A 24,433-nucleotide genomic window follows, 5' to 3' on the forward strand; every position below is an offset into this window, starting at 1 on the left:
CGGAATCCCGCCCTGTTTACAAGAGCCGCCGGTGTTTTCCGGCATTCCTTTATTCTAAGCTTTCAATGCGCCTGATTCCATAGGCCATGACTCCCTTGTACAAGAGGAAGGAGATTGCCGCCAGAAGCACACATACCACAGCGGCATACGCGGTCAGAGGAAGGCTGAGGATCTTATACAGCCAGAAGATCAGCATTCCTATGCCAACTCCGGCGATCAGGTTCAGAAGCATTCCGACCATGACGTTCATGTTCTGTTTCACGGCCTGCTGTTCGCTCTCCCAGGTCAGCTTTGGATGGAACAGATCCATAAACAACTGAATCAGGCACTGAATCAGATTGGCCAGGACACTCCCTATTAAGGCAAACGGCAGTATCCATACAGGAAGCCCAAAGCATCCCATCAGCACAAGGAGGATGATAAGGCAGTATAAGGTCGTACCGCCAACTCCGATATAAAGGCCCGAGAGCAGCTTCGCCTGAAGCTGTGTACGGAAAGATACGGGGATTGCTTTCATAAACTGAAAATTCTTTCCCTCTCTGGATATCGCGGTACCGGCCACATAATTGAAGAGTCCCGCTCCCAGCGATACGCACAGGACGACAAACAGGACCACCGCGCTGGCTCCTGTGCTTCCCAGATCCAGTGCGGAAAGCAAACCGCCGATATCGATCCCTCCTGATTTGCTGAACTGTATTACAAGCGGGATCAAGAAAAAGAGCGGCCATAAAAATACCAGCATCACACAATTCATAAAGTAAATGGGCGTCCGTATCAAAAGCCTCAGTTCCTTTAACAGATATGCCTGTCTCGGGCTGCGCCTCCTGTTCAGCTTATGACTTTCTCTGGAAGAAACTGCTTTTCTCCTGGCCGTTGTCTCCCGCATTCCCATGGCACCCGCAAAATACAGCCTCTCGGCTATCAGGAAGAAAACCACCAGCGCAAGAGCCGTAATCCCCAGAAATATCAGCATGGACAGGATACTTCCCTCCGCCACCCCCTTTTCCAGGAAACGAAGGGACGGAAAAATCCCGTTCATAAGCCCCATCAGGGAATTTCTTCCCTTCATCAGCATATCCATCAGCTGCTGATTTCCCATATTACCCATACTGGAGGTGAAGCTGCTGATTCCAAACGCAAGGACAAGGCTCAGGATCACACTGATAATGCTGAGAAAATCCTTGTTCTTGGCCTTTTTAAATACTCTCATGATAATCATGGAGAGAATGGCGCTGTATACCAACGGCATAACGGGAAGCAAGATTACGGCTATGACAATGAATATCCAGAATATCGCCCCGGCTCCTGACGCAATCCCATATCCCACCAGGAACGGGCAGAGAAAATACAAGGACGTCAGGTACGTATACAGAAGCGAAACGGTAAATTTCGCTCCCACTATCTGCCAGGGATGCAGAGGCAGATAAAGCAGCTTTTCAATATCTCCGGTCATATAAAATACGGAGATGATCATCGGAAATCCCAGCATCAGGTTCATGATCGAGCCTGCGAAGAAAGCCAGCTCCAGCGCCACTCCTTCCTGCCCTATGGGAGCCAGAAGCCCGTACGCGCCCCCTCCCGCTTTATATAACATTCCGATCATAGGAATCAGGCAGACGAGAAGGATGAGCCACATAACACCCTGGCTGAGATTGCGTTTTTTCTTTTTATTTTTTCCGGAAGCGGCGAATCCTCCCAGGCCGGATTTCAGCAGCTTCCCTGTCAGTATCAGATATTTACGCATGTTCCGTCACCGCCAGGAATATTTCCTCAAGACTCGTTCCCTCCGGATAGTCCTGTCTCAGCTGGTCCAACGTACCCTGGAATACGATCCGGCCCTTATTGATGATCACTACCTTGTCGCAGAGTTTCTCCGCCACCTCCAGAACATGAGTGGAAAACAGAACGGCACATCCGCTGTCCGCATGTTCCCGCATCATATCCTTCAGTTCAAAAGCCGCCTTCGGATCCAGTCCGGTCAGAGGCTCATCCAATATCCACAAAGACGGACTGTGAAGCAGCGCGCCCATTACCATGATCTTCTGCCTCATGCCGTGGGAATAGCTGAGAATCTTATCTCCCAGCGCGTCTGCCATCTCAAACCGCTCCGCCATCTCCTTTATCTTTTCACTTCTTCCTTCCGTGGGGACATCATAGATATCTGCCATGAAATTCAGATACTCCAGCCCCTTGAGCCGCAGGAAGCTGTCCGGATTGTCGGATACGAACCCAATCTTTTTCTTGGCCTCCACACCGTTTCTTTTTATATCGACGCCGTCCAGAGTAATGCTGCCTTCCGTCGCTTCCAAAATCCCCGTTATCATTTTAAGCGTAGTAGTCTTTCCTGCGCCGTTGGGCCCGATAAAACCAGTGATTTTTCCATCCTCCACGGAAAAGGAACAATCGTCCACCGCTTTATGCGTCCCGTTGTAAACCTTCGATACATGCTCCAGTTGAATCATTCTCTTCCACCTCTTGCTGTCCCGTCCCCGGGCAGCCCTCTCCTAATCTATTTTAGTAAATACTTCCGCTGTTCACAATTGGCTGGGCATCTTTGTTGCCGCAGAGCACTACCAGGAGATTGCTGACCATTGCCGCTTTTCTCTCTTCGTCCAATTCCACCACATCATTTTCGTTCAGCTTCTCCAACGCCATCTCGACCATTCCCACAGCGCCCTCCACGATTTTCTGCCGTGCGGCGATGATGGCCACAGCCTGCTGTCTCTGAAGCATGGCGGATGCAATCTCCGGCGCATAGGATAAGTGGGTGATCTGCACGTCGCTGATCTCCAGTCCGGCATCCTTTACCCGTTCCTGAAGCTCGTAGCACATTTTGCCGGCGACCTCCCGTGTACTCCCGCGGAGCGTCTTTTCATCGGATTCACTGCTTCCGCTTCCGTCGTCCCCTATATCATAAGGATACAGTCGAGAAACATTCCGGATAACGGAGTCGCATTGAATAGACAGGAAGGTCTTATAATTATTGACATTGAATACTGCCTTCGTCGGATTTACCACTTTCCAGATGACCACGGCTCCTACGATCACCGGATTCCCCAGCTGATCGTTGACCTTCTGTTTTTCATTGTTCAGAGTCATGGTCTTTAAAGAAACCTTTTTACTGAAGGAAGTGCCAATCTGAATATTGCCTCCGGCGATTGTGGTGGGAGTGGATCTTATCGACGGATTCACTCCCATACAAAACGGATTTACAAGATAAAATCCCTCCTGACGGATCGTGCCGTAATAAGTGCCGAACAGTACCAGCACCAGCGCCTCCTTCGGTGCCACCACCTTGAGTCCCATCACCGGAAGAGACACAGCGCAGACGAGCAGGATACCCACCGCGAGCAGAATACCGAACGCCGGCCCTTTCAAAAACAACGCGCTGCATATAATAACAGCCGTGCCGCCGGCCAGCAAAAGGAACGCCATCAGCAGCCCAACCATGCCGCTCGCCGGAGACAGTTCCCTCTCCTTCGAAAAATCACCTTTCATCATTACCCTCCTATCCGCGCCCTTAAAGCGCTTTCAAGCCTTTTTGCTTATGAATTGATATTATTTTGATATTACTTAGATACTATCACTCTAATTATACATTGTCAATTACAATTCTGTTAACAATTAATGACCTACACGGAATCCCATACCCTGCCGCACAAAGTGCGCCCGTCCGGAGGGCATGAATTAAGGAGCGCCCAAGAGTTTACCTTTGAATACCTTTCAAACAAATTTATCTTTGCAAACCAGACGAGACAGGAGAAAGTCCGCTTCCATCCAGGCGGGTCGCTGGCAGCCGTAACCAGCATCTTTGCGGCGCTCCCCTTACGATGGAATCGGATTGTTCCTCCTGCTCCTCCTCCCGCACCGAAATAAGCTTTCGTTTGTTGTGAAAGCCATTGAGGCGGCCACCGCGGCCTGCTGCCGTAAGGCGCGCGGGCCGTGCGGATATCCAACCCTTTTCTGGAATCTAAAAAATGAAATTTGTCCGGTACAGCGCGGCAGGCAGGGCACCGGCAGAACGATTCCGGTCCGGCCTAAAGGGGAGCGCCGCAGGGCAGCGGCCGGTGTTCCCCTGGCGGAGGAAGGCAAAAACGGAAAATCCGATTCCGTTTTTGAGCGAACAGGAGACGGGAAATCATAAAGATTTCCTGTCGACATGTGAGCGGTACTGCCAAAGCGGGGATAAAGCGGCCCCTGCATCGCCAGCGAACCGAAATCGTGACGGTCCGGAACTTCTGCCGGTATTTAACCGGAACTTGATCGGAGCTAACTATAAATGATTCCAAAAAGTATTTAGTATCATGAAAAAAGGGACAAGGCCGCCGTAGCTTCCGGCGGCCCTGTTATTTAAGCACAGGCTTCTAAAATTCTTTTTTTCCGTATATCCGCAGAGTCACCATACAAGACAGAATCATAAATATCACTACGCATAATACTATAAGCGGAATCATCGCCAACAAATCCTGTATGGTAAAGGCCAGCTTGATCCCTGTCTTTTTAACAAGCATGGTTATCATGAAAGGAATCAGGAAGATGACCACCAGGATGATCCGACCTTTTTCCGCTCCCATTTTAAAAAGAATCGGAATAATGAGAGACAGAAAAAGGGATGCCACGCAAAACGCTATTATGGATATCCACAGTCCGTTTTCTGGCTGTACACGATTTTTCAGGTTTATGACCGTCTGGATCAGCGCCCCTCCGCCGGCCGCTGCCCCCATAGCAATCAGAGACAGGATATATTTGCTGAGGACAACCTGTGCCCTTGATACAGGCAGAACGTTCACATAACTGTTCCAGCCACTCTTTTCCTCATAAGAAAAGGAGTAGATCACCAGCATGGCGCTGAAAAAGACCGCAAATATCTGAACTCCAGCCAATCCTTTTCCAAATATCCCAAGGGCATAATACAATATCAAAATTCCAAAATACAGCGCCATGACCTTCCGCATGGTCAAAAAATCATTTAATAAAAGTCCTTTCATAATATTATTCCTCCCTGCTGTAATAGAGCATGATGTCTTCCAGATTCGCGGGGTCCACATGCATTCCGCCCGGTATTTTTTTTCTTTTCACCAAAGCTTCCACACCAAAAGCGCTTTCCCGCACGCCCGCTACGGCGCTTTTACCCAATTCTTCAAGCTCCCGTCTGGAACAGTGCAGTATCCCGTAGCCCTCCAGAAGCGCATCCTTTTCTTCTGAAAACAATATTTTCCCTTTGTGAATAAATGTGATATAATCACATATTTTTTCCAGATCACTTATGATATGGGAAGAAATAAAAATGCTGTGTTCCTCATCCTGAATAAAGTCCTGGAAAGTCTCCAGAAGCTCCTCTCTTGCCACCGGGTCCAGCCCGCTGGTCGCCTCATCCAGAATCAAAATTCTGGTATCATGGGAGAGTGCCACCGCCATGGACAGTTTCATTTTCATGCCCCTGGAATACTCCTTGACTTTTTTCATCGAATCTATGCGGTACTTCCGGAGCAGTTCTTCATATTTTTCCTGATCCCAGCTTGCATAAAACCCTCTCATGATCTTTCCCACATGCTTTGCCGTGAGCTCTTCGGAAAAACAGCATGTGTCCATGACCACGCCTATGGAGTCCTTCAGTGCTCTCGGCATATTCTGGCTTTCCTGGCCTAGTACCTGGATTCTTCCTCCATCCCGTTTAATCAGATCCAGAATTAGTTTAATCGTGGTCGTCTTACCTGCCCCATTCTCTCCGATGAATCCCATGATACACCCTGAAGGCAGAGTAATGTTCACATCCTCCAGCTTAAAACCATTATATTGTTTCGATACCTGTTCTAATTTCAATGCATCCCGCATAATCATTCTCCTCTTTTCCTGCCTACTCTTCCATCATCAGCCGGAGCATCTCCGCCAGCTCTCTGCCGGTCAGTCCGCAGTCCTTAGATGCCCTCACCGCTTTCTCAAGATATTCTTCCACTTCCCGCAGCTTCTGTTCCTTGATGAATTCTCTGTTCGGCGCGGCCACGAAGCTGCCTTTCCCAGTATAGGACACGATGAATCCTTCCCGCTCCAGCTCCTCATACGCCCGCTTCGTGGTAATCACACTGATGCGGAGCTCCTTCGCCAAAAGTCTCATAGAAGGAAGCGGATCTCCTTCCTTCAGCTCTCCGGCTATTATCTGCGCCTTGATCTGCGTCACGATCTGATTATAAATCGGTTCGCCGCTGGCATTGCTTATGTAAATGTTCATATGATTTCTCCCATGGGCTTGCAATATTGTGTATATATAATATATACAATATTCACATTATAATGTCAATAGGTTTTTACTAGTATCTTTTGGAAAGTATACCTTTGAATATCTTTCAAACAAACTTATCTTTGCAAATCAGAGGGGACAGAAGGAAGTCCGCTTCCATCCAGACGGCTCGCTGGCAGCCGTAACCAGCATCTTTACGGCCTCCGGTCGGTCCTTTCCAACTGACATGGATAAATCGATATTTTTCCATGTCAGATTCCAACAAAAATCCGCATGATATGCGATTTTTGCCTCCCTTCGGCCGCGAAGATCCTGCCAACGCCTTTGCGGCGCTCCCCTTACGATGGAATCGGATTCTTCCTCCTGCTCCGCTTCCCGCACCGAAATAAGCTTTTATTTGTTGTGAAAGCCATTGGGGCGGCCACGGAGGCCCGCTGCCGTAAGGCGTGCGGGCCCTATGGATATCCAATCTTTTTTGGAATCAGGAAAATGGAGAACATTCATAATGGTGTGGCAGACAGGAAACCGGCAGAAAGATTCCGGGCCGGCCTAAAGGTGAGCGCCGCAGGGCAGCGGCCGGTGTTCCCCAGGCGGAGGAAGGCAGAAACGGAAATACCGATTCCGTTTCTGAGAGAACAGGAGACGGGAAATCATAAAGATTTCCTGTCGACATGTGAACGATACTGCCGGAGCGGGGATAAAGCGGCACCTGCATCGCCAGCGAACCGAAATCGTGACGGCTCGGAACTTCTGCCGATTTCCTGACTAGGACTAATAGAATGATTCCAAAAAGTATTTAGTATCATACCCTTGGGCATGTATTTAGGGGTGCCCTTGGGTTTACCTTGGACGCACTTTCCTATAAAAAAAGTCCGGCGGACCACCGCCAGACTTCCTCTCTTCTATTCTTTTATTCGATTCTTTCTCTTCTGCTTTGGGCCTGCAGCAGTCCTTTCATATATCTGCTGAAGCAAATATACGTGACAACGACTGTGATGATATTGGACACTGGTTCTGCCAGGAATACACCGTACGCTCCCATAAAATATGGAAACAAGAGCACCAGCGGAACCATTACGAATACTTTCCTCATCAGAGCAAAGATCAGGGAAAGCTTCGCATTTCCCATGGCCACGAACATATGCTGATTCACCATCTGCATTCCAAGCACAAAGTTAAAGCAGAAGGCAATCCTTATGGATGACGTACAAGTATCGAGCAAAGCGGCGTCCGTCGTGAACAGACCCGCTACCGGTTTTGGAAACATCATAAAAAACGCCCACATGGCGGTCGCACAGACCATGGAACAGATTCTGGCATAGTGGACCGTTTTCTTCAGTCTGCCGTAATCCCCGGCCCCAAAGCAATAGCCCACGATAGGCTGTGTTCCCTGGGTGATGCCCTTCAAGGGCATAAAGAATATCTGATACATACTGTAAATGATGGTCAGGCATCCAATATACATATCACCTGTGGCAATATCCACACACCATTTTCTCAAAAGCAGGTTCATGAGAATCTGAACCAGGCTGTCATTTGCCAAAAACGCAAAATTTGACACTCCAAGAGCACATATCTTTTTCACATTGTGCCATTTTACCGCCATATCCTGCAGGCGGATACGGATAATAATCTTCTTAGAAAAAAGGAGTAAGATAAGGACCCAGACTGCCGATACCAGCTGCGCGATGACAGTTGCGATCGCCGCTCCCGCGATTCCCATGTGAAACGTATAGATAAAGACAGGGTCCAGTATCAGATTGAGGACTGCGCCGATCACTACAGTCAGAGTCCCCAATGTAGTGTATCCCTGGGCATTCAGGAAAGAATTCATCCCCATGCTTATCATGACCGGAATCGTCCCCAGCACATATATACGCAGGTAGGACGCAGCATAGGGAAGTGCTCCTTCACTGGCGCCAAATATCCGGAGTATCGGATCGCAGAAAAAATAAAAAAAGATGGTCAGCAGCACTCCCAGCACCAGCAGCATGGAAAAGGAATTTCCCTGCAGCGCCGCCGCCCCTTTATGGTCCTTCTCTCCAAGCCTGATGGAGAGCAGAGGAGCTCCGCCCATCCCGACCAGACAGCTGAATGCCGTAATGATCAGTATGATGGGAAGGGTCAGCCCCAGGCCCGTCAAAGCGATGGTCCCAACGCCTTCCATATGCCCGATATAGATTCGGTCTACCATGCTGTAAAGAGCATTCACGACTTGCGCGATCGTGCTCGGTATTGCCAATTTAAGAAGCAGCGGCAATATCTTTCCCTTTGCCAGCTGCTCTTCCATTCCTGCTCCCTTCATGCCGCTTTACCTCTTTTCATCTGTACGAAGATTCTTAGTCTCTTATCCGATCAGCTTTCATTCAGCTGAAAACTGCTTGTTCGTTTCAGGCAAACTAATCATATCACATATTGTACATAACGAAAAGAATATTTTAATTCCTCTATATAAATAGCACAAATTTTGTCATATCTGGTCATATCAGTATATAAAAAACACAATTAAAAAGTGTCCTCACATAACTCCGCTATCTTTCAAAAACTGCCGTACTATTTTCTCATACACTGCTTCATCGGATTGATAGCTCTTAGCATGTGCCGCGCCGCTGGCAATATATAAACGTTTTTCTGAGGCGCATGCGTGATAAAGCTGGTATGCCATAGTGACCGGAACCAATTCATCGGCATCGCCATGTATGAACAACACTGGAATCTCAGATTTCTCCACCTGAGTCACAGGACTGTATTCCTTAAGGCTGTATCCTGCTTTCCATCTGCAATACAGTTCAACCGTATTAAGAATCGGAAAAGCCGGCAGATGGTAGCGTTTTCTCAGCTGGTGCCGCAGTTCCTCCCAGCCGTTGGCAAAACTGCAGTCCGATACCGCGCACTTCACCTGGGAAGGCAGCTTCTCTCCCAAAGATGAAAGGACTGCAGCCGCGCCCATGGATACTCCATGAAGGATTATCTTATGTTTCTCTCCAAACCGTTCCACCAGATACCGGCACCAGCTCTGGCAGTCGAGCCTGTCCAGGCATCCAAAACCCATATAATTTCCTTCACTCTTACCATGACATCTGTCATCCACCAGAAGGACCTGAAAACCGTACCTATCATACATGGGCACAAACGCTCGTCCATCCCGCAGACCGTTTCCTCTGTAGCCGTGGACAAAAACCACCGTTTTGTCCGACGCCTCCCGGCCGGTCAGAAGCCCGCTGAGTTTTGTCCCGTCAAAGGCGCGGATCTCCAACTCTTCCCCAATACAATCATCAGTCTGTCCATCGCGGTTGTCCCGCAGGCCGCCTGACTTTTGGCTCCCCAAAAGGCCCTGGAAAATAAACCAGGAACTCAGAAGATCCGCCGCTGTCAGAATCCCTCCAGCCCCAGCCAGATATTTCATCCATTTTCTCATAGACAATTCCTCTACTTTCCCATCCATGAAAAAAGGGCCGGATTCTCCCCAGGAATCCAGCCCTTTTTTCATATTCCGCACCTGATGCGGTTTCTATTCTTCGTCCAAAGACACTTCCACTTCTTCGTCTTCTTCCACAAAATCATCTAAATCCTCATCATAGCCGCCTTCTTCCTCTGCGTCTATGCCATCTAAGTCTTCATCATCCGGCTCCTCGGCGAAGGTCATCTCTTCTCCAAAGTCTCCTCCAAAATCTTCGGACAATACAATTTCATCGTTTTCTTCTATATCTGTATTCAGCTTCACAGAACGATACCGCTTCATACCGGTGCCTGCCGGAATCAGCTTACCGATAATGACGTTTTCCTTCAAACCGATAAGCGGATCGACCTTTCCATTGATAGCCGCCTCTGTCAGCACCTTTGTGGTTTCCTGGAAGGATGCCGCCGACAGGAAGGAATTGGTGGCCAGAGAAGCTTTGGTGATACCCAGCAGGACCTGCTTGCCCTCAGCCGGCTTTTTATCCTCCGCGATCAGCTGTTCATTCATGTCATCGAAATCCAGAACTTCCATGGAAGCCCCCGGCAGCACATCGCTGTCACCGCTGTTCTCTATCCGCACCTTCTTAAGCATCTGGCGAACAATCACCTCCACATGCTTGTCGTTGATCTCCACACCCTGCAGACGGTAAACTCTCTGTACTTCCTGAATCATATAATCCTGCACGGCGCGGACGCCTTTGATCTTCAGGATATCATGAGGGTTCACACTACCTTCTGTCAGCTCGTCGCCTGCCTCCAGTACCTGACCGTCCTGAATCTTGATCCTGGAACCGTAAGGAATCAGATAGGTTTTGGAATTTCCGGTCTCATTATCCGTGATGATGATCTCACGTTTCTTTTTCGTATCCTTGATCGTGGCAACACCGCCGAACTCTGCAATGATTGCAAGTCCTTTGGGCTTTCTTGCCTCAAAAAGCTCCTCCACACGGGGAAGACCTTGTGTGATATCGTTTCCTGCCACACCGCCGGTATGGAAAGTTCTCATCGTCAGCTGAGTACCAGGTTCTCCGATGGACTGTGCCGCAATGATACCAACCGCTTCGCCTACCTGCACCGGCTGTCCGGTAGCCATATTGGCACCGTAGCACTTCGCACAGATTCCCAGATGGGATTTGCAGGTGAGAATAGTACGGATCTTCACAGAATCCCGTCCCAATCTCTCCAGCACCTTCACGACTGCCGCCGCACGCTTAGGCGTACAAATGTGATTTTCTTTTACTACCACTTCCCCTGTATCCGGATCCGTGATGGTTTCTGCGATATATCTGCCTGTCAAACGCTCCTCCAGGCCCTCGATCACTTCCCGTCCGTCCGTAAATGCACGAATCTCCATGCAGGGAATCGCCTTGCCTTCACAGCAGTCAATCTCACGAATGATCAAATCCTGAGATACGTCTACAAGACGCCTCGTCAGATACCCGGAGTCGGCTGTACGGAGTGCCGTATCGGAAAGTCCCTTACGAGCGCCGTGGGCGGAAATGAAATACTCCAAAACGTCCAGTCCCTCACGGAAGTTTGACTTGATGGGCAGCTCAATGGTACGTCCCGTCGTATCCGCCATCAGACCTCGCATTCCGGCCAGCTGTTTGATCTGCTTATCGGAACCACGGGCCCCGGAGTCAGCCATCATATAGATGTTATTATATTTATCCAGACCGGACAGCAGGTCGTGGGTCAGGATGTCGTCGGTATTCTTCCAGGTTTCGATAACCTCTTTATAACGCTCTTCTTCGGTGATCAGACCACGCCGGAAGTTCATGGCGATCCGGTCTACCGTAGCCTGTGCGTCAGCCACCAGCTTCTTCTTCGTCTCCGGTACGGTCATGTCGGAAATGGATACGGTCATGGCCGCTCTTGTGGAATACCGATAACCCATCGCTTTGATACTGTCCAGGGTCTCCGCCGTCTTGATGGGGCCATGAGTATTGATGACCTTCTCAAGAATCTGCTTCAGTCCCTTCTTGCCCACATGGAAATCAATTTCCAGGCTCAGCTCATTTTCCGGCACGCTCCTGTCCACAAACCCCAGATCCTGAGGAATAATCTCATTGAAGATGAAACGGCCCACCGTGGACTCCACGATTCCGTTCTTTACGCTTCCATCCTCCATGGTCTTGCTCACGCGGACCTTGACACGGGAATGGAGTGTAACTGCTTTATTCTCATAGGCGAGAATCGCCTCGTTGATATTCTTAAATATCATCCCTTCACCTGCGGAGCCGGGACGCTCCTGGGTCAGGTAATAGATTCCCAGCACCATATCCTGGGACGGAACTGCCACAGGGCCGCCGTCGGAAGGCTTCAAAAGGTTGTTGGGCGATAAAAGCATGAATCGGCATTCTGCCTGCGCCTCTACGGAAAGAGGAAGATGGACCGCCATCTGGTCTCCGTCGAAGTCAGCGTTAAACGCCGTACAAACCAGGGGATGAAGCTTGATCGCTTTCCCTTCTACGAGAATCGGCTCAAATGCCTGGATTCCCAGTCGGTGCAGAGTAGGAGCACGGTTCAGCATGACCGGATGCTCTTTGATGACGTCTTCCAGAACATCCCAAACTTCCGGCTGAAGTCTCTCCACCATCTTCTTTGCGCTTTTTATATTATGAGTGGTGCCGTTGGCCACAAGCTCCTTCATCACAAAGGGCTTGAAAAGCTCGATTGCCATCTCCTTAGGCAGACCGCACTGATAAATCTTAAGCTCCGGACCTACCACGATAACGGAACGGCCGGAATAATCGACACGCTTGCCGAGCAGATTCTGGCGGAAACGTCCCTGCTTTCCCTTTAACATATCGGAAAGAGACTTTAACGGGCGGTTCCCCGGCCCAGTAACAGGGCGGCCTCTCCTGCCGTTGTCAATCAGGGCATCTACCGCTTCCTGGAGCATACGCTTTTCATTACGCACAATGATATCCGGCGCCCCCAGCTCCAGAAGCCTTGCCAGACGATTGTTTCTGTTGATGATCCTTCTGTACAGGTCATTCAGGTCAGACGTGGCAAACCGGCCTCCGTCCAGCTGTACCATGGGACGCAGATCGGGAGGGATTACCGGAATCACATCCATGATCATCCATTCCGGCTTGTTCCCGGATGCGCGGAACGCCTCCACAACCTCCAGACGCTTGATGATCCTGGCCCGTTTCTGTCCGCTGGATTCCTTGAGACCCTTCCGCAGCTCAGCGGAATCCTTCTCCAGATCGATGGAACGCAGAAGCTCCTGTACCGCCTCGGCTCCCATTCCCACCCGGAACGTATTGCCCCATTTATCATAAGCTTCCCGGAATTCTTTTTCCGAAAGCACCTGCTTATACTGCAGATCTGTCTCTCCTTTGTCCAGAACGATATAAGATGCGAAATACAGCACCTTCTCCAATGTGCGGGGCGACAGATCCAATATCAGTCCCATACGGCTGGGAATCCCTTTAAAATACCAAATATGGGACACCGGGGCCGCCAGGGCGATATGGCCCATACGCTCTCTCCGGACGCTGGCTTTTGTCACTTCTACGCCGCACCGGTCGCAGATGACTCCTTTGTATCTGATTTTCTTATATTTACCGCAGTGGCACTCCCAGTCCTTGCTGGGCCCGAAAATACGCTCGCAGAACAGGCCGTCCTTTTCCGGTTTCAGCGTCCTGTAATTGATGGTCTCCGGCTTTTTAACTTCGCCTCTTGACCATTCCAGAATCTTTTCCGGAGATGCCAGGCCGATTTTGATCGCGTCAAAAGTCAACGGCTGATAGGTTTCATTCGTTGTTTCAGGCATGAGTGGTTCTCCCTTCTATCTATATCCATGTCTCGGTATACATCCACGAATTATTCAGGATTTATTCTTCCGATCCTTCGGAGGAATCTTCCACGGAATCTTCGGCATAATCGTCCTTCTCATCCGCATTCGCTTTCACGCTTACCAGCTCGCCGCCTTCAAACTCCTGCTTCTGATAACCCAAGGAGCTATAAGACTCTTCATAGTCATTGAACACCCGGTCGCTGTTGAGCAGTGCGTTGATGTCTGTATTCCCATAATCAGTGCTCTCTGTGATCTCTACCTCCGTGTTGTCATCGCGGAGCAGCTTCACATCAAGCCCCAGGGATTGGAGCTCTTTCAAAAGCACCTTAAAGGATTCCGGTACACCCGGCTCCGGGATATTCTCCCCTTTTATGATGGCCTCGTAGGTCTTCACCCGGCCTACCACATCATCGGACTTCACTGTCAGAATTTCCTGCAGCGTATAGGCCGCGCCATACGCCTCCAGCGCCCAAACCTCCATCTCGCCGAAACGCTGGCCGCCGAACTGGGCCTTGCCTCCGAGGGGCTGCTGAGTAACCAGAGAATAAGGGCCGGTAGAACGCGCATGAATCTTATCGTCTACCAGATGATGCAGCTTCAGATAGTGCATATGACCGATAGTGACTGGGCTGTCGAAAAACTCACCGGTACGTCCATCACGCAGTCTCACCTTGCCGTCGCGCCGAATCGGAACGCCCTTCCACAGCTCTCTGTGGTCTTTGTTCTCTTCCAGGAATTCCATCACGCCCGGATTCAGTTCATCTGTATATTTCTTCTTAAATTCATCCCACTCCATGTTGACATAATCATTCGCCAGATCCAGAGTGTCCATGATGTCGTCTTCATCGGCGCCGTCAAATACCGGCGTGGAAATATTAAAGCCGAGGGCCTTTGCCGCGAGGGAAAGATGAATCTCCAGCACCTGCCCGATGTTCATACGGGAAGGCACGCCCAGAGGATTCAAAACGATGTCCAGGGGACGTCCGTTGGGCAGGAACGGCATATCCTCCACGGGAAGCACACGGGAAACAACACCCTTGTTTCCGTGACGGCCCGCCATCTTATCGCCCACGGAAATCTTCCTCTTTTGGGCAATATAAATACGCACAGTCTGGTTCACGCCCGGAGACAGCTCATCTCCATTTTCTCTGGTAAACACCTTCGCATCCACCACGATTCCATACGCACCGTGGGGCACCTTGAGAGATGTGTCACGGACTTCTCTGGCTTTCTCACCGAAAATGGCCCGAAGCAGTCTCTCCTCCGCGGTCAGCTCTGTTTCGCCCTTCGGAGTGACTTTACCCACCAGGATGTCTCCCGCGCGTACCTCCGCGCCGATACGTATGATACCCCGCTCATCCAAATCCTTAAGAGCATCCTCGCCCACGCCGGGGACATCTCTTGTGATCTCTTCCGGTCCGAGCTTAGTATCTCTGGCCTCTGCCTCATATTCCTCAATATGGACAGAAGTATAGACATCATCCTGTACGAGACGCTCACTGAGGAGAACTGCATCCTCATAATTATAGCCTTCCCAGGTCATGAATCCGATCAGCGGGTTTTTGCCCAGGGCAATTTCTCCGTTGCTGGTGGAAGGACCGTCCGCGATCACTTCTCCGGCAGCAACCTTGTCGCCTTTAAACACGATCGGCTTCTGATTGTAGCAGTTGCTCTGGTTGCTTCTCTTGAATTTCGTCAGATGATAAACATCCCGCCCCCCGTTCTCATTCCGGATGACAATCTCATTGGACGCAGAACGCTCTACCACGCCTGCATTTTTTGCCACCATGCAAACGCCGGAATCGACTGCGGCCTTGCCTTCCATACCTGTTCCCACAGCCGGGGCCTCGGTGCTCAAAAGCGGCACGGCCTGTCTCTGCATGTTGGAGCCCATCAGGGCGCGGTTGGCATCGTCGTTTTCCAGGAACGGAATCATGGCCGTCGCTACTGAAAACACCATTTTAGGCGAAACGTCCATCAGATCTATTTTTCTCTTTTCAAATTCGGAAGTTTCTTCCCGGAAACGTCCGGATACATTATTACGTACAAAATGACCCTCATCATCAAGGGCTTCATTCGCCTGTGCAACAATATAATTGTCCTCTTCATCGGCGGTCAGATAGACCACGTCATCTGTGACCACAGGATTCTTCGGATTTGTAGTTTTGTCCACCACCCGGTAGGGAGCTTCCACAAAACCGTACTGATTTACTCTGGCATAAGTAGCCAGGGAGTTGATCAGACCGATGTTTGGACCTTCCGGAGTCTCGATGGGGCACATTCTTCCATAGTGGGAATAATGTACGTCACGGACTTCAAAGCCGGCGCGGTCTCTGGACAATCCGCCGGGCCCCAGCGCAGACAGGCGGCGCTTATGGGTCAGCTCAGCCAGAGGATTGTTCTGGTCCATGAACTGGGACAGCTGGGAGCTTCCGAAGAATTCCTTCACTGCCGCCGTCACAGGCTTAATATTGATCAGGGACTGGGGGGTGATCCCCTCAATATCCTGAGTCGTCATCCTCTCACGCACCACACGTTCCATTCTGGAAAGGCCGATGCGGTATTGATTCTGAAGAAGCTCTCCCACGGCGCGGATCCTCCGGTTGCCCAAATGATCGATATCGTCGTCGTTTCCGATGCCTTCTTCCAGATGCATGTTATAATTAATAGAAGCAATGATGTCTTCTTTTGTGATATGCTTAGGGATAAGCTCATGCACATGCTTGTGAAGAGCCTCTTTCAGATCTTCTGCCGGTGCTTCGGCATATTCTTCCAGTATAGGTTTCAGCACAGGGTAGAATACTGATTCTGTAATGCCGGCTTCCCTGGGATCGAAATCCACGTATTTGGAAAGGTCCACCATCAGATTGGAAAGAACCTTCACCTTTCTGGATTCCGTCTGGATATAGACGGATGAAACCGCAGCATCCTGAATCTCCACAGCCAGAGCCTTGGATACCTTGACTCCCGCTTCCGCTATGATCTCACCGGTCTCCTGATCCACCACATCCTCTGCCAGAATATGGCCTGCGATCCGGTTTTTAAAATGAAGTTTTTTATTAAATTTATAGCGTCCGACCTTCGCCAAATCGTATCTTCTGGGGTCAAAGAACATACTATTAAGCAGGCTCTCCGCACTGTCAACGGACAGCGGTTCACCGGGACGGATTTTTTTGTACAGCTCTAAAAGGCCATCTTCGTAATTGTCTGAAGTGTCCTTCATAATACTCGCTTCAATCTTCGGTTCGTCTCCGAAAAGCTCGCGGATTTCCGCATTAGTCCCGATACCCAGGGCACGGATGAGGACTGTCACCGGCACCTTTCTTGTTCTGTCAACACGGGCAAAGAACACATCGTTGGAATCCGTCTCATATTCAAGCCATGCGCCTCGATTAGGAATAACAGTACAGGAATACAGGGTCTTACCTACTTTATCATGTGCAATTCCGTAATAGATACCAGGGGAACGTACCAGCTGGCTGACGATGACCCGCTCCGCACCGTTTATCACAAAAGAACCGGTGTCGGTCATGAGGGGCAGATCACCCATAAAGATCTCATGCTCACTGATCTCATCAGTTTCTTTATTCATCAATCTGACACGTACCTTCAGCGGGGCCGCATATGTGGCATCCCTTTCCTTACACTCTTCGATGGTATATTTAATGTCGTCCTTACATAAGGTAAAATCGACAAACTCCAAACTCAAGTGTCCGCCGAAGTCTGCGATGGGAGAAATATCCTCAAAGACTTCCTTCAGCCCCTCATCGAGAAACCACTGATAAGAATCCTTCTGGATTTCAATCAGGTTCGGCATCTCAAGGACTTCTTTCTGTCTTGAGTAACTCATTCTTACGCCTTTACCGGCTTTCACCGGGCGTATTCTGCAATTTTCCATTGACGTTTCACCCCTGTTTTCTTTATAATCAACTACAAGTAATCATTTAACCATTCCAATCTCAGGGCACATGAGACCACAATAGTGCACATTCCATCTTAACATCTCGAAGTCAAGCTGTCAATTGATTTTTTCTTAATAATTGCCATATTTTACATAGTTTATGCGTTTTTCCTGCCTTATTTGCTTGCAACTCGTCCAGATTAATGGTATAATGCAAGGTGCGCGAAAAAATTTCAGGAGGTACCCTTTATGGCTTTGTGGTTAAAGATCGTAATCATCGTTTTGGTGATTGTCGTTGCCGCTCTGGTCGCTCTTTACATCCTGGGAACCAAAATGCAGAAGAAGCAGGCTGAACAGCAGTCCATGATGGAAGCCATGGCCCAGACGGTGTCCATGCTCGTCATTGACAAGAAGCGGCTGAAGATCAAGGATGCCGGATTCCCGAAAATGGTGTATGAACAGACCCCGAAATACTTACGAAGGGCGAAGGTCCCTGTGGTCAAGGCAAAGGTCGGGCCGAAGATCATGACTCTGATGTGCGACGAGCAGGCGTTTGCCGTTCTTCCTATTAAACAGGAAGCCAAAGTAGTCATCAGTGGCATTTACATCACCAGTGTCAAAAGCGTGCGCGGTTCTATCGTGGCGCCGCCCAAGAAAAAAGGCTTGTTTGCCCGTTTCCGGAGAAAGTGAGCCGAAGAACACGAACATAGACAGACTACAACTTACAAAGATTGCTCAAGGGGCTATATATTTTCTTTGTTTTCTGATTCAAAACAAAGGGATATACAGCCTCTTTCTATTTCTTTAAATACAGAAAGGATAATACCAATGAAATCATCAGCTACCACCGGGAAGGCTCCATCTTCCAATCCACTCGGCAGCGCGAAAATGTTCCCCCTCCTCATCAAAATGGCCGTTCCTCCTATGTTGTCCATGCTCATTCAGTCTCTATACAATATTGTAGACAGCATCTTTGTGGCCCGGCTGAGCAGCGATGCCCTCTCCGCCGTCTCCATCATCTACCCCATACAGAATCTTTCCCTGGCTCTGGCCGTCGGGACCGGAGTCGGCATCAACTCCTACATTGCCCGCAATATGGGGGCCGGCCGCACTTCTGCCGCGGAGGACGCTCCTGCTGTCGGCATGATTCTGACGGGCATCCACTATGTGATCCTGACCCTTCTGGCCTGTCTTCTCATCCGTCCCTTTGTGGGCATGTATACACAGGATGTTTCCATCCGGTCCATGTGCTATTCTTATGGATATATCGTCATGATCTTTTCCTTCGGCCAGCTGTTCCATATCACGGCGGAGAAAATCCTGCAGTCCACCGGGAACATGACAGCGCCTCTTATCCTGGTGGGAATCGGCTGTATCATCAATATCATTCTGGACCCGATCATGATCTTCGGTCTCCTGGGTTTTCCTGCCCTCGGAGTTGCAGGCGCCGCCATCGCCACCGTGACCGGTCAGATCATCTCTGGATCCATCGGCATTCTCATGGTAGCCAGGGGAAAGGCGGGGCTCCCCCTGCGCCGCCCGCACCGGGGCATGATCACCGGAAATATCCTGAAACAGATCTATAGTGTGGCCATTCCCTCCACCATGATCATGGCGCTGCCCTCTATCCTGGTCGCCGGACTGAACCGGATCCTTTCCGGCTTTTCTCAAATGGCAGTCACCGTATTCGGCGTCTATTATAAACTGCAGACCTTTGTCTATATGCCGGCCAACGGCCTGGTGCAGGGCATTCGCCCGGTCATATCCTTCAATTACGGAGCCGGAAACACAAAACGGGAAACGGACGCCGTCCGCATTTCTCTGATGATCTCCGCGGCAGTGATGGCCGCCGGCACTCTCCTCTCTCAGGCCGTACCGGTCCCCATTCTGCAGATCTTCAACTCGGACAAAAACATGCTGTCCATGGGGGAAACAGCCCTCCGGATCATCAGCATCGGCTTTATCCCCTCAGCTCTCGGAATCATTGCCTCAGCGGTGTTTGAATCCATAGGAAAGGGACTGCCCAGCCTGAGTGTCACGCTGCTGCGCCAGCTGGTCATCGTTCTTCCTCTGTCCTTCCTTCTTTCCCGGACATTCGGCCTGAACGGCGTCTGGACCGCCCTGCCCGTATCGGAAGCGATAACCGCCGTATACGCCGGGGTCCTGCTCACAAAAGAGCTGAAAAAGCAGAGAGTAATACACTCTTAATGCTCTATGTATTAAAACAGCGTGCCGTCTACCCACGGCACGCTGTTCTTTTTTGATACCTTCTATATTGATTATAATTTATTTTCTGCTGATCAGATAGTAAGGCAGTGCAGTGAACACGATACCTCCCACCATGTTGCCCAGGGTAACGAACAGCAGGTTGTTCAAAACGCCGCCGATGGAAATCGCCACACCGTTAGGATCAAGAAGCCCTACGCTGAAGAATGTCATGTTGGCAATGCTGTGCTCACAGCTGCACACCATAAAGATCATGATGCACCACACAGTCATGATCAGCTTGCCGGTTTCGGACTTCATTTTGATTCCGCACCATACAGCCAGACATACGCAGATATTGCAGATAATTCCCTTAAAGAAAAGTACAAGCGCCGGCGCAGAAGCTTTTGCCGCGGCTGCCGTAGCGAAATATGTACCTACATCACCGGTAGGAACCTTGGTGAAATGGAACAGGACAGAAATTAAGATGGAACCCACCAGGTTTCCAACATAGCAGAAGACCCAAAGCTTGATGGCTCCGCTCCAGCTGATCTCTTTTTTCATAGCCGCGGAAGACATCACGAAATTGTTGCCCGTAAACAGTTCGGCTCCGGCCATGATAACAAGGCTCAGTGCGGATGCAAACAGGAAGCTGGTAGTGATCTTCACTGCACCATCGGCCCCTGCTGCCGTCATGATCCCGCCCATGGTAAAGCTGATGAGACCGCCCAGTCCAATGAACATACCGGCTACCATGGCAGAGATGAAATAACCGAGCGGGTTATTCTTCATGAAATTCAGCTTGTTTTTTCCTGCATTCGCCACTGCCTGAAACTCGTCTTTAAACATAATACTGCTCCTCCTTTAAATCGCGCCATCCTGCAGAAACCCCATTATATACCTTCCGCACATGGCCTGTGTAATGTGGGCACTCGCATTGTCCGGCCCCCGCCCCCTACGCCTCCGCTCCGGAAATTCCGTCTGTCAAAAGGCCCGTGCATCCCTCTTCAGGATACAAAAAAGGACAGCATCCGTGATCCACAAATGCTGCCCAGACGGTCGGCTCATATGGGCTTCGACTACACCGTGTTTCTCACGTTTGCCCGTCAGCAATCGAAGCCTTTGTTCTATGTTAATAATATAACACACCTTCTGGAATTCGTCAACCTCTTTTACCGATTATTCTGCAACTTCTGATTTTTCCACATTGGCTATGGCAGTCTTCTCCATGGGAATACGGCAGTTCTTGTTGCTTCCGAACTCCACGATCACCACGTCATCTGTAATATCAATGATAACGCCATAGAAGCCGCTTGTTGTCACCACACTATCTCCGATCTCCAGGCTGGAAATCAATGACTGCAGCTTTTTCTGCTGTTTTTTCTGAGGCCTGATCGCAATAAAATACATGAAACCGATGATGACCACAATATAAATGACCCAAAAACCTACACCGCCCATACCACTGGCTGCCACAAAATTCATATTCATTCTCCTTTTTCCATTTCAGGACGGCTCATGCGCCCCAGTTTTTCTTTTTTATATTCCGCAAAACGATGTTTTTCTATCGCTTCCCGAATCTCTTTCATCATTGTATTATAAAAATACAGATTATGCAAGACGCAAAAACGCATCCCCAGCATTTCTTTGGCTTTCAAAAGATGGCGGATATAAGCCCTGCTGTACCGCCGGCATACCGGGCAGCCGCATCCTTCCTCTATGGGCCGGTCATCCAGCTCGTATTTAGCGTTGAACAGATTCATCTTTCCATGGTCAGTATAGACGTGGCCGTGGCGCCCGTTCCTTGTGGGATATACGCAGTCAAAAAAGTCCACGCCCCGGTCCACCGCTTCCAGGATATTGGCAGGAGTGCCGACCCCCATTAAATATGTGGGCTTGTCCTCTGGAAGATGCGGCACCGTCACATCCAGTATCCGGTACATCTCTTCATGAGTCTCTCCGACAGCCAGTCCACCTACGGCATACCCATCCAGATCCATTTCGGAAATGATATCAGCATGCCGGACCCGTACGTCCTCCAGAGTTCCCCCCTGATTGATACCAAATAATAGCTGACAACGGTTTATGGTATCCGGCAGGCCGTTCAGCCGTCTCATCTCCGTCTTACATCTGGCCAGCCATCTGGTAGTCCTCTCAACAGAGTTCTGAATATATTCCCTCTCCGCCTTGGCAGGCGCGCACTCGTCAAACGCCATGGCAATGGTAGAAGCCAGATTGGACTGGATCCTCATGCTTTCCTCCGGGCCCATGAAAATCTTCCGTCCGTCCACGTGGGAGTTGAAATACACGCCCTCTTCTTTGATCTTCCGGAGCCCCGCCAGGGAAAACACCTGGAAGCCGCCGGAATCCGTCAGAATCGGCTTGTCCCAGGACATGAACTTATGAAGGCCGCCCAGCTTTTTCACCGTCTCATCGCCGGGCCGGACATGCAGATGATAAGTATTGGACAACTCCACCTGTGTGCCGATCTGTTCCAGATCCGAGGTGGCTACGGCACCCTTAATGGCAGCCGCAGTCCCGACATTCATAAAGACCGGAGTCTCTATCACTCCGTGCACGGTTTCGAACCGGGCTCTTTTTGCCCTTCCGTCCTTCGTCAATATTTTATACATAGATACCGCCTGTTATTTCGTCTCTTTTTTTCTTGCCTTAGTCTTCATCAAATACCAGATAGGCCCCGTCAGGAATACGGAAGAGTATGCCCCGCACACAATACCCACGATCAGCGGCAGTGCAAATTCCCGGATTGAGGACACACCCATCAGGAACAGAACAAATACCATGATAAATGTAGTCAGAGAAGTATAAATACTCCTGGTCAGTGTCTGGTTAATGCTCAGATTCACCACTTCACTCAGTTCAGCCTTAGTCCCCATCGCTTTCAGATTCTCGCGGATACGGTCAAAGATCACGATAGTGGCGTTGATGGAATATCCCACAATGGTCAGCATACAAGCGATAAAGGTATTGCCGACACTCCACTTGGTAATGGCATAAAAAGCCAGGACGATCAGCACGTCATGGACCAGTGCCAGGACTGCGCTGGTCGCGAACCGGATATCCTTAAACCGGAACCAGATATAGATCAGCATAAATATAGTGGCAACCACCACAGAGAGAATCGCATCCCTTTTCATCTCTGAACTCACAGTCGCGCTGATGCTGTCCGCTTTAATACTTTCCGTATCAACTCCATATGCTTCTTCCAGCTTACTGTTCAGCTGCTCTCTTTCATCCACCGACAAGGTCCTGGTCTTTATGATGACCTCATTGGAGCCGCTCACCTTCTGCGTCTCAACATTGGCATCGCCGGTCACTTCTTCCACAAGAGGAACCACATCGCTGTGGATGGTTTCCATGGATAAGTCTTCATTGAAGGTAACGTTGGTAGAGGTTCCTCCCTGGAACTCCAGGCTGTAGTTGAGGATACTTCCCTGTTCTCCTCCCGCGTAAACGCCCATGGCCGCAAAGCCGGCTGCAATCACCACCAGGGAGCAGATGATGCATATATATTTCTTCTTGACAAAATTAATCTTACTAGGCGCTTTTGCCCTGCCATACAGCTTCTCCGACTGGAAGCCTATATTATACAGAGATCTCAGCGCGAACTTCGTCACGACCAGGGCTGTGAACATCGAGAGCACGATGCCGAGCGCCAGCGTCTGGGCAAAGCCTTTTACCGTACCAGAGCCTCTCCACAGAAGCACCGCCGCCGCGATCAGCGTGGTGACATTGCCGTCAATGATAGCAGACAGGGCTTTGGAAAATCCTTCCTTGATGGCCGCCTGTACTTTGCGCCCGGCCGCCAGCTCTTCTCGGATCCTGGCGAAGATGATAACATTGGCATCCACCGCCATACCGATGGACAAAATGATACCCGCGATTCCCGGAAGAGTAAGGGTGATGTCAAAAGCGCTGAGGAACACGATGACCAGAGCCACATAAAGCGCCAGAGCAAAAGCTGCCGCCACACCGGGAATCCAGTAGAGGAACACCATAAGTGCAGCCACTATGATAAAACCGATGAGCCCGGCTTTCAGACTTGTGGAAATTGCTTCTTCACCCAGCTTCGCGCCTACCACATTGGAACGCAGTTCTTTAAGCTCCAGTGGAAGTGAACCGATCCGGATCGTGGAGGCCAGGTTATTAGCCTCCTCGTAAGAACTCATCCCGTCAATACTGCACTGTCCTCCCGTGATCTTCTCTTTCACTCTGGGACTGCTCACAGTCTTGCCGTCATATATGATGGAGATTGTCTTGCCCATCATATTTTCCGTAGCCGTCGCGAACTTCCCGCTGCCTTCATCGGTCAGCTGAAGGGATACATAATATTCGGTAACGCCCGTGGTCGAATTTTTCTTGCTCGCCGGCTGTGCCGTCTTCACGTCGTCGCCCGTAAGCACCACATTTCCGTCCGCGTCCTGAAAAGACAAAGATCCGGGCTGCCCAAGCTCTTCCAGAATCGCATTGGCATCGGACACGCCGGGGATATCCACATTAATTCGGTTGGAGCCTTCCTGATATACTTCCGCTTCGGGGCTGTAAGCATCTACTCTCAATTTGAGCTTATAAATGGTATCCTTCATATCTGTATCAGATGGATTCTCATCCACTGTCTGATATGTGATGCTGACGCCGCCTGCCAGGTCAAGGCCCAGCTTGATGTCGCTCATGCTTCCGGAGCCGTCCTTGCCAAGTCCCATCACCGCCGTATAGATGAATCCCCCGATCACGGCCAGCAGAACGATCAGGCAGGCAATACCCTTTCCGCGAGTTGAATTTTTCCTTGCATTCTTCATGG

Annotated in this window: 19 protein-coding genes and 1 riboswitch; of the genes, 4 read left to right on the forward strand and 15 right to left on the reverse strand. The window is 50.1% G+C overall.

The features are described from left to right. Window positions 1–49 precede the first annotated feature (49 nt). From LQE92_RS05460 to LQE92_RS05470, 3 genes are read right to left on the reverse strand one after another with little or no spacing between them, the layout of a single operon-like run. Window positions 50–1,744 carry a putative ABC transporter permease subunit gene (locus tag LQE92_RS05460; RefSeq protein WP_231061990.1) on the reverse strand — a complete coding sequence of 565 codons (1,695 nt, stop codon included), beginning with the start codon at window positions 1,742–1,744 and terminating at the stop codon, window positions 50–52. Then, on the reverse strand, window positions 1,737–2,462 hold the full coding sequence (locus LQE92_RS05465) for an ABC transporter ATP-binding protein (protein ID WP_231061991.1): 726 nt from the start codon (window positions 2,460–2,462) through the stop codon (window positions 1,737–1,739). Before LQE92_RS05465 ends, LQE92_RS05460 begins: the two co-directional genes overlap by 8 nt. A gap of 52 nt (window positions 2,463–2,514) precedes the next feature. Further along, a complete protein-coding gene (locus tag LQE92_RS05470; protein ID WP_231061992.1) occupies window positions 2,515–3,498 on the reverse strand; it encodes an SPFH domain-containing protein in 984 nt (327 codons plus the stop codon). Window positions 3,499–3,977: 479 nt separating this feature from the next. On the opposite strand from LQE92_RS05470, the gene LQE92_RS05475 reads away from it, so the two are divergent. After that, complete coding sequence (locus LQE92_RS05475; protein WP_231061993.1) at window positions 3,978–4,283, forward strand: hypothetical protein; 306 nt, start codon at window positions 3,978–3,980, stop codon at window positions 4,281–4,283. An 81-nt stretch (window positions 4,284–4,364) separates the two neighbouring features. On the opposite strand, the gene LQE92_RS05480 is transcribed toward LQE92_RS05475, so the two are convergent. The 4 genes from LQE92_RS05480 to LQE92_RS05495 form a co-directional block, all read right to left on the reverse strand. Then, a complete protein-coding gene (locus LQE92_RS05480) occupies window positions 4,365–4,988 on the reverse strand; it encodes an ABC-2 transporter permease (RefSeq protein WP_231061994.1) in 624 nt (207 codons plus the stop codon). Window positions 4,989–4,992: 4 nt separating this feature from the next. Then, window positions 4,993–5,835 carry an ABC transporter ATP-binding protein gene (locus LQE92_RS05485; protein ID WP_231061995.1) on the reverse strand — a complete coding sequence of 281 codons (843 nt, stop codon included), beginning with the start codon at window positions 5,833–5,835 and terminating at the stop codon, window positions 4,993–4,995. A 22-nt stretch (window positions 5,836–5,857) separates the two neighbouring features. Further along, complete coding sequence (locus LQE92_RS05490) at window positions 5,858–6,229, reverse strand: GntR family transcriptional regulator (protein ID WP_231061996.1); 372 nt, start codon at window positions 6,227–6,229, stop codon at window positions 5,858–5,860. A gap of 138 nt (window positions 6,230–6,367) precedes the next feature. After that, entirely contained in the window at window positions 6,368–6,619 is a 252-nt protein-coding gene (locus tag LQE92_RS05495) for a hypothetical protein (RefSeq protein ID WP_231061997.1), read from the reverse strand. A gap of 108 nt (window positions 6,620–6,727) precedes the next feature. On the opposite strand from LQE92_RS05495, the gene LQE92_RS05500 reads away from it, so the two are divergent. Beyond that, window positions 6,728–7,003: a hypothetical protein gene (locus LQE92_RS05500; protein ID WP_231061998.1), complete on the forward strand. Its 276-nt coding sequence runs from the start codon at window positions 6,728–6,730 to the stop codon at window positions 7,001–7,003. Between the two features lie 145 nt (window positions 7,004–7,148). On the opposite strand, the gene LQE92_RS05505 is transcribed toward LQE92_RS05500, so the two are convergent. From LQE92_RS05505 to rpoB, 4 genes are all read right to left on the reverse strand, one after another. After that, entirely contained in the window at window positions 7,149–8,543 is a 1,395-nt protein-coding gene (locus LQE92_RS05505) for an MATE family efflux transporter (protein WP_231061999.1), read from the reverse strand. A 213-nt stretch (window positions 8,544–8,756) separates the two neighbouring features. After that, complete coding sequence (locus LQE92_RS05510; protein ID WP_231062000.1) at window positions 8,757–9,728, reverse strand: alpha/beta hydrolase; 972 nt, start codon at window positions 9,726–9,728, stop codon at window positions 8,757–8,759. Between the two features lie 21 nt (window positions 9,729–9,749). Next, window positions 9,750–13,481, reverse strand: a complete 3,732-nt coding sequence (gene rpoC, locus LQE92_RS05515; protein WP_231062001.1) for a DNA-directed RNA polymerase subunit beta' — start codon at window positions 13,479–13,481, stop codon at window positions 9,750–9,752. A gap of 61 nt (window positions 13,482–13,542) precedes the next feature. Beyond that, window positions 13,543–17,403 (reverse strand): DNA-directed RNA polymerase subunit beta, encoded by a 3,861-nt coding sequence (gene rpoB / locus LQE92_RS05520; protein WP_231062002.1) that lies wholly within the window; start codon window positions 17,401–17,403, stop codon window positions 13,543–13,545. A gap of 252 nt (window positions 17,404–17,655) precedes the next feature. On the opposite strand from rpoB, the gene LQE92_RS05525 reads away from it, so the two are divergent. Both LQE92_RS05525 and LQE92_RS05530 read left to right on the forward strand, forming a co-directional pair. Next, window positions 17,656–18,096, forward strand: coding sequence for a hypothetical protein (locus LQE92_RS05525; RefSeq protein ID WP_231062003.1), 441 nt, complete (start codon window positions 17,656–17,658; stop codon window positions 18,094–18,096). A 138-nt stretch (window positions 18,097–18,234) separates the two neighbouring features. Continuing rightward, entirely contained in the window at window positions 18,235–19,614 is a 1,380-nt protein-coding gene (locus LQE92_RS05530; protein WP_231062004.1) for an MATE family efflux transporter, read from the forward strand. A gap of 78 nt (window positions 19,615–19,692) precedes the next feature. Here LQE92_RS05530 and LQE92_RS05535 read toward each other — a convergent pair whose 3' ends face one another. The 4 genes from LQE92_RS05535 to secD all read right to left on the reverse strand — a co-directional run bounded on the left by LQE92_RS05535 (window position 19,693) and on the right by secD (window position 24,431). Then, complete coding sequence (locus LQE92_RS05535) at window positions 19,693–20,460, reverse strand: formate/nitrite transporter family protein (RefSeq protein ID WP_231062005.1); 768 nt, start codon at window positions 20,458–20,460, stop codon at window positions 19,693–19,695. Window positions 20,461–20,653: 193 nt separating this feature from the next. Beyond that, window positions 20,654–20,735, reverse strand: a riboswitch (ZMP/ZTP riboswitch). A 55-nt stretch (window positions 20,736–20,790) separates the two neighbouring features. Next, a complete protein-coding gene (gene yajC, locus LQE92_RS05540) occupies window positions 20,791–21,072 on the reverse strand; it encodes a preprotein translocase subunit YajC (protein ID WP_147596366.1) in 282 nt (93 codons plus the stop codon). A gap of 26 nt (window positions 21,073–21,098) precedes the next feature. Further along, window positions 21,099–22,244, reverse strand: coding sequence for a tRNA guanosine(34) transglycosylase Tgt (gene tgt, locus LQE92_RS05545; protein ID WP_231062006.1), 1,146 nt, complete (start codon window positions 22,242–22,244; stop codon window positions 21,099–21,101). A 12-nt stretch (window positions 22,245–22,256) separates the two neighbouring features. Beyond that, window positions 22,257–24,431, reverse strand: coding sequence for a protein translocase subunit SecD (gene secD, locus LQE92_RS05550; protein WP_231062007.1), 2,175 nt, complete (start codon window positions 24,429–24,431; stop codon window positions 22,257–22,259). Window positions 24,432–24,433 lie beyond the last annotated feature (2 nt).

It is taken from the genome of Lientehia hominis (assembly GCF_021044755.1).
GTDB classification, from domain to species: Bacteria; Bacillota; Clostridia; order Lachnospirales; family Lachnospiraceae; genus Lientehia; species Lientehia hominis.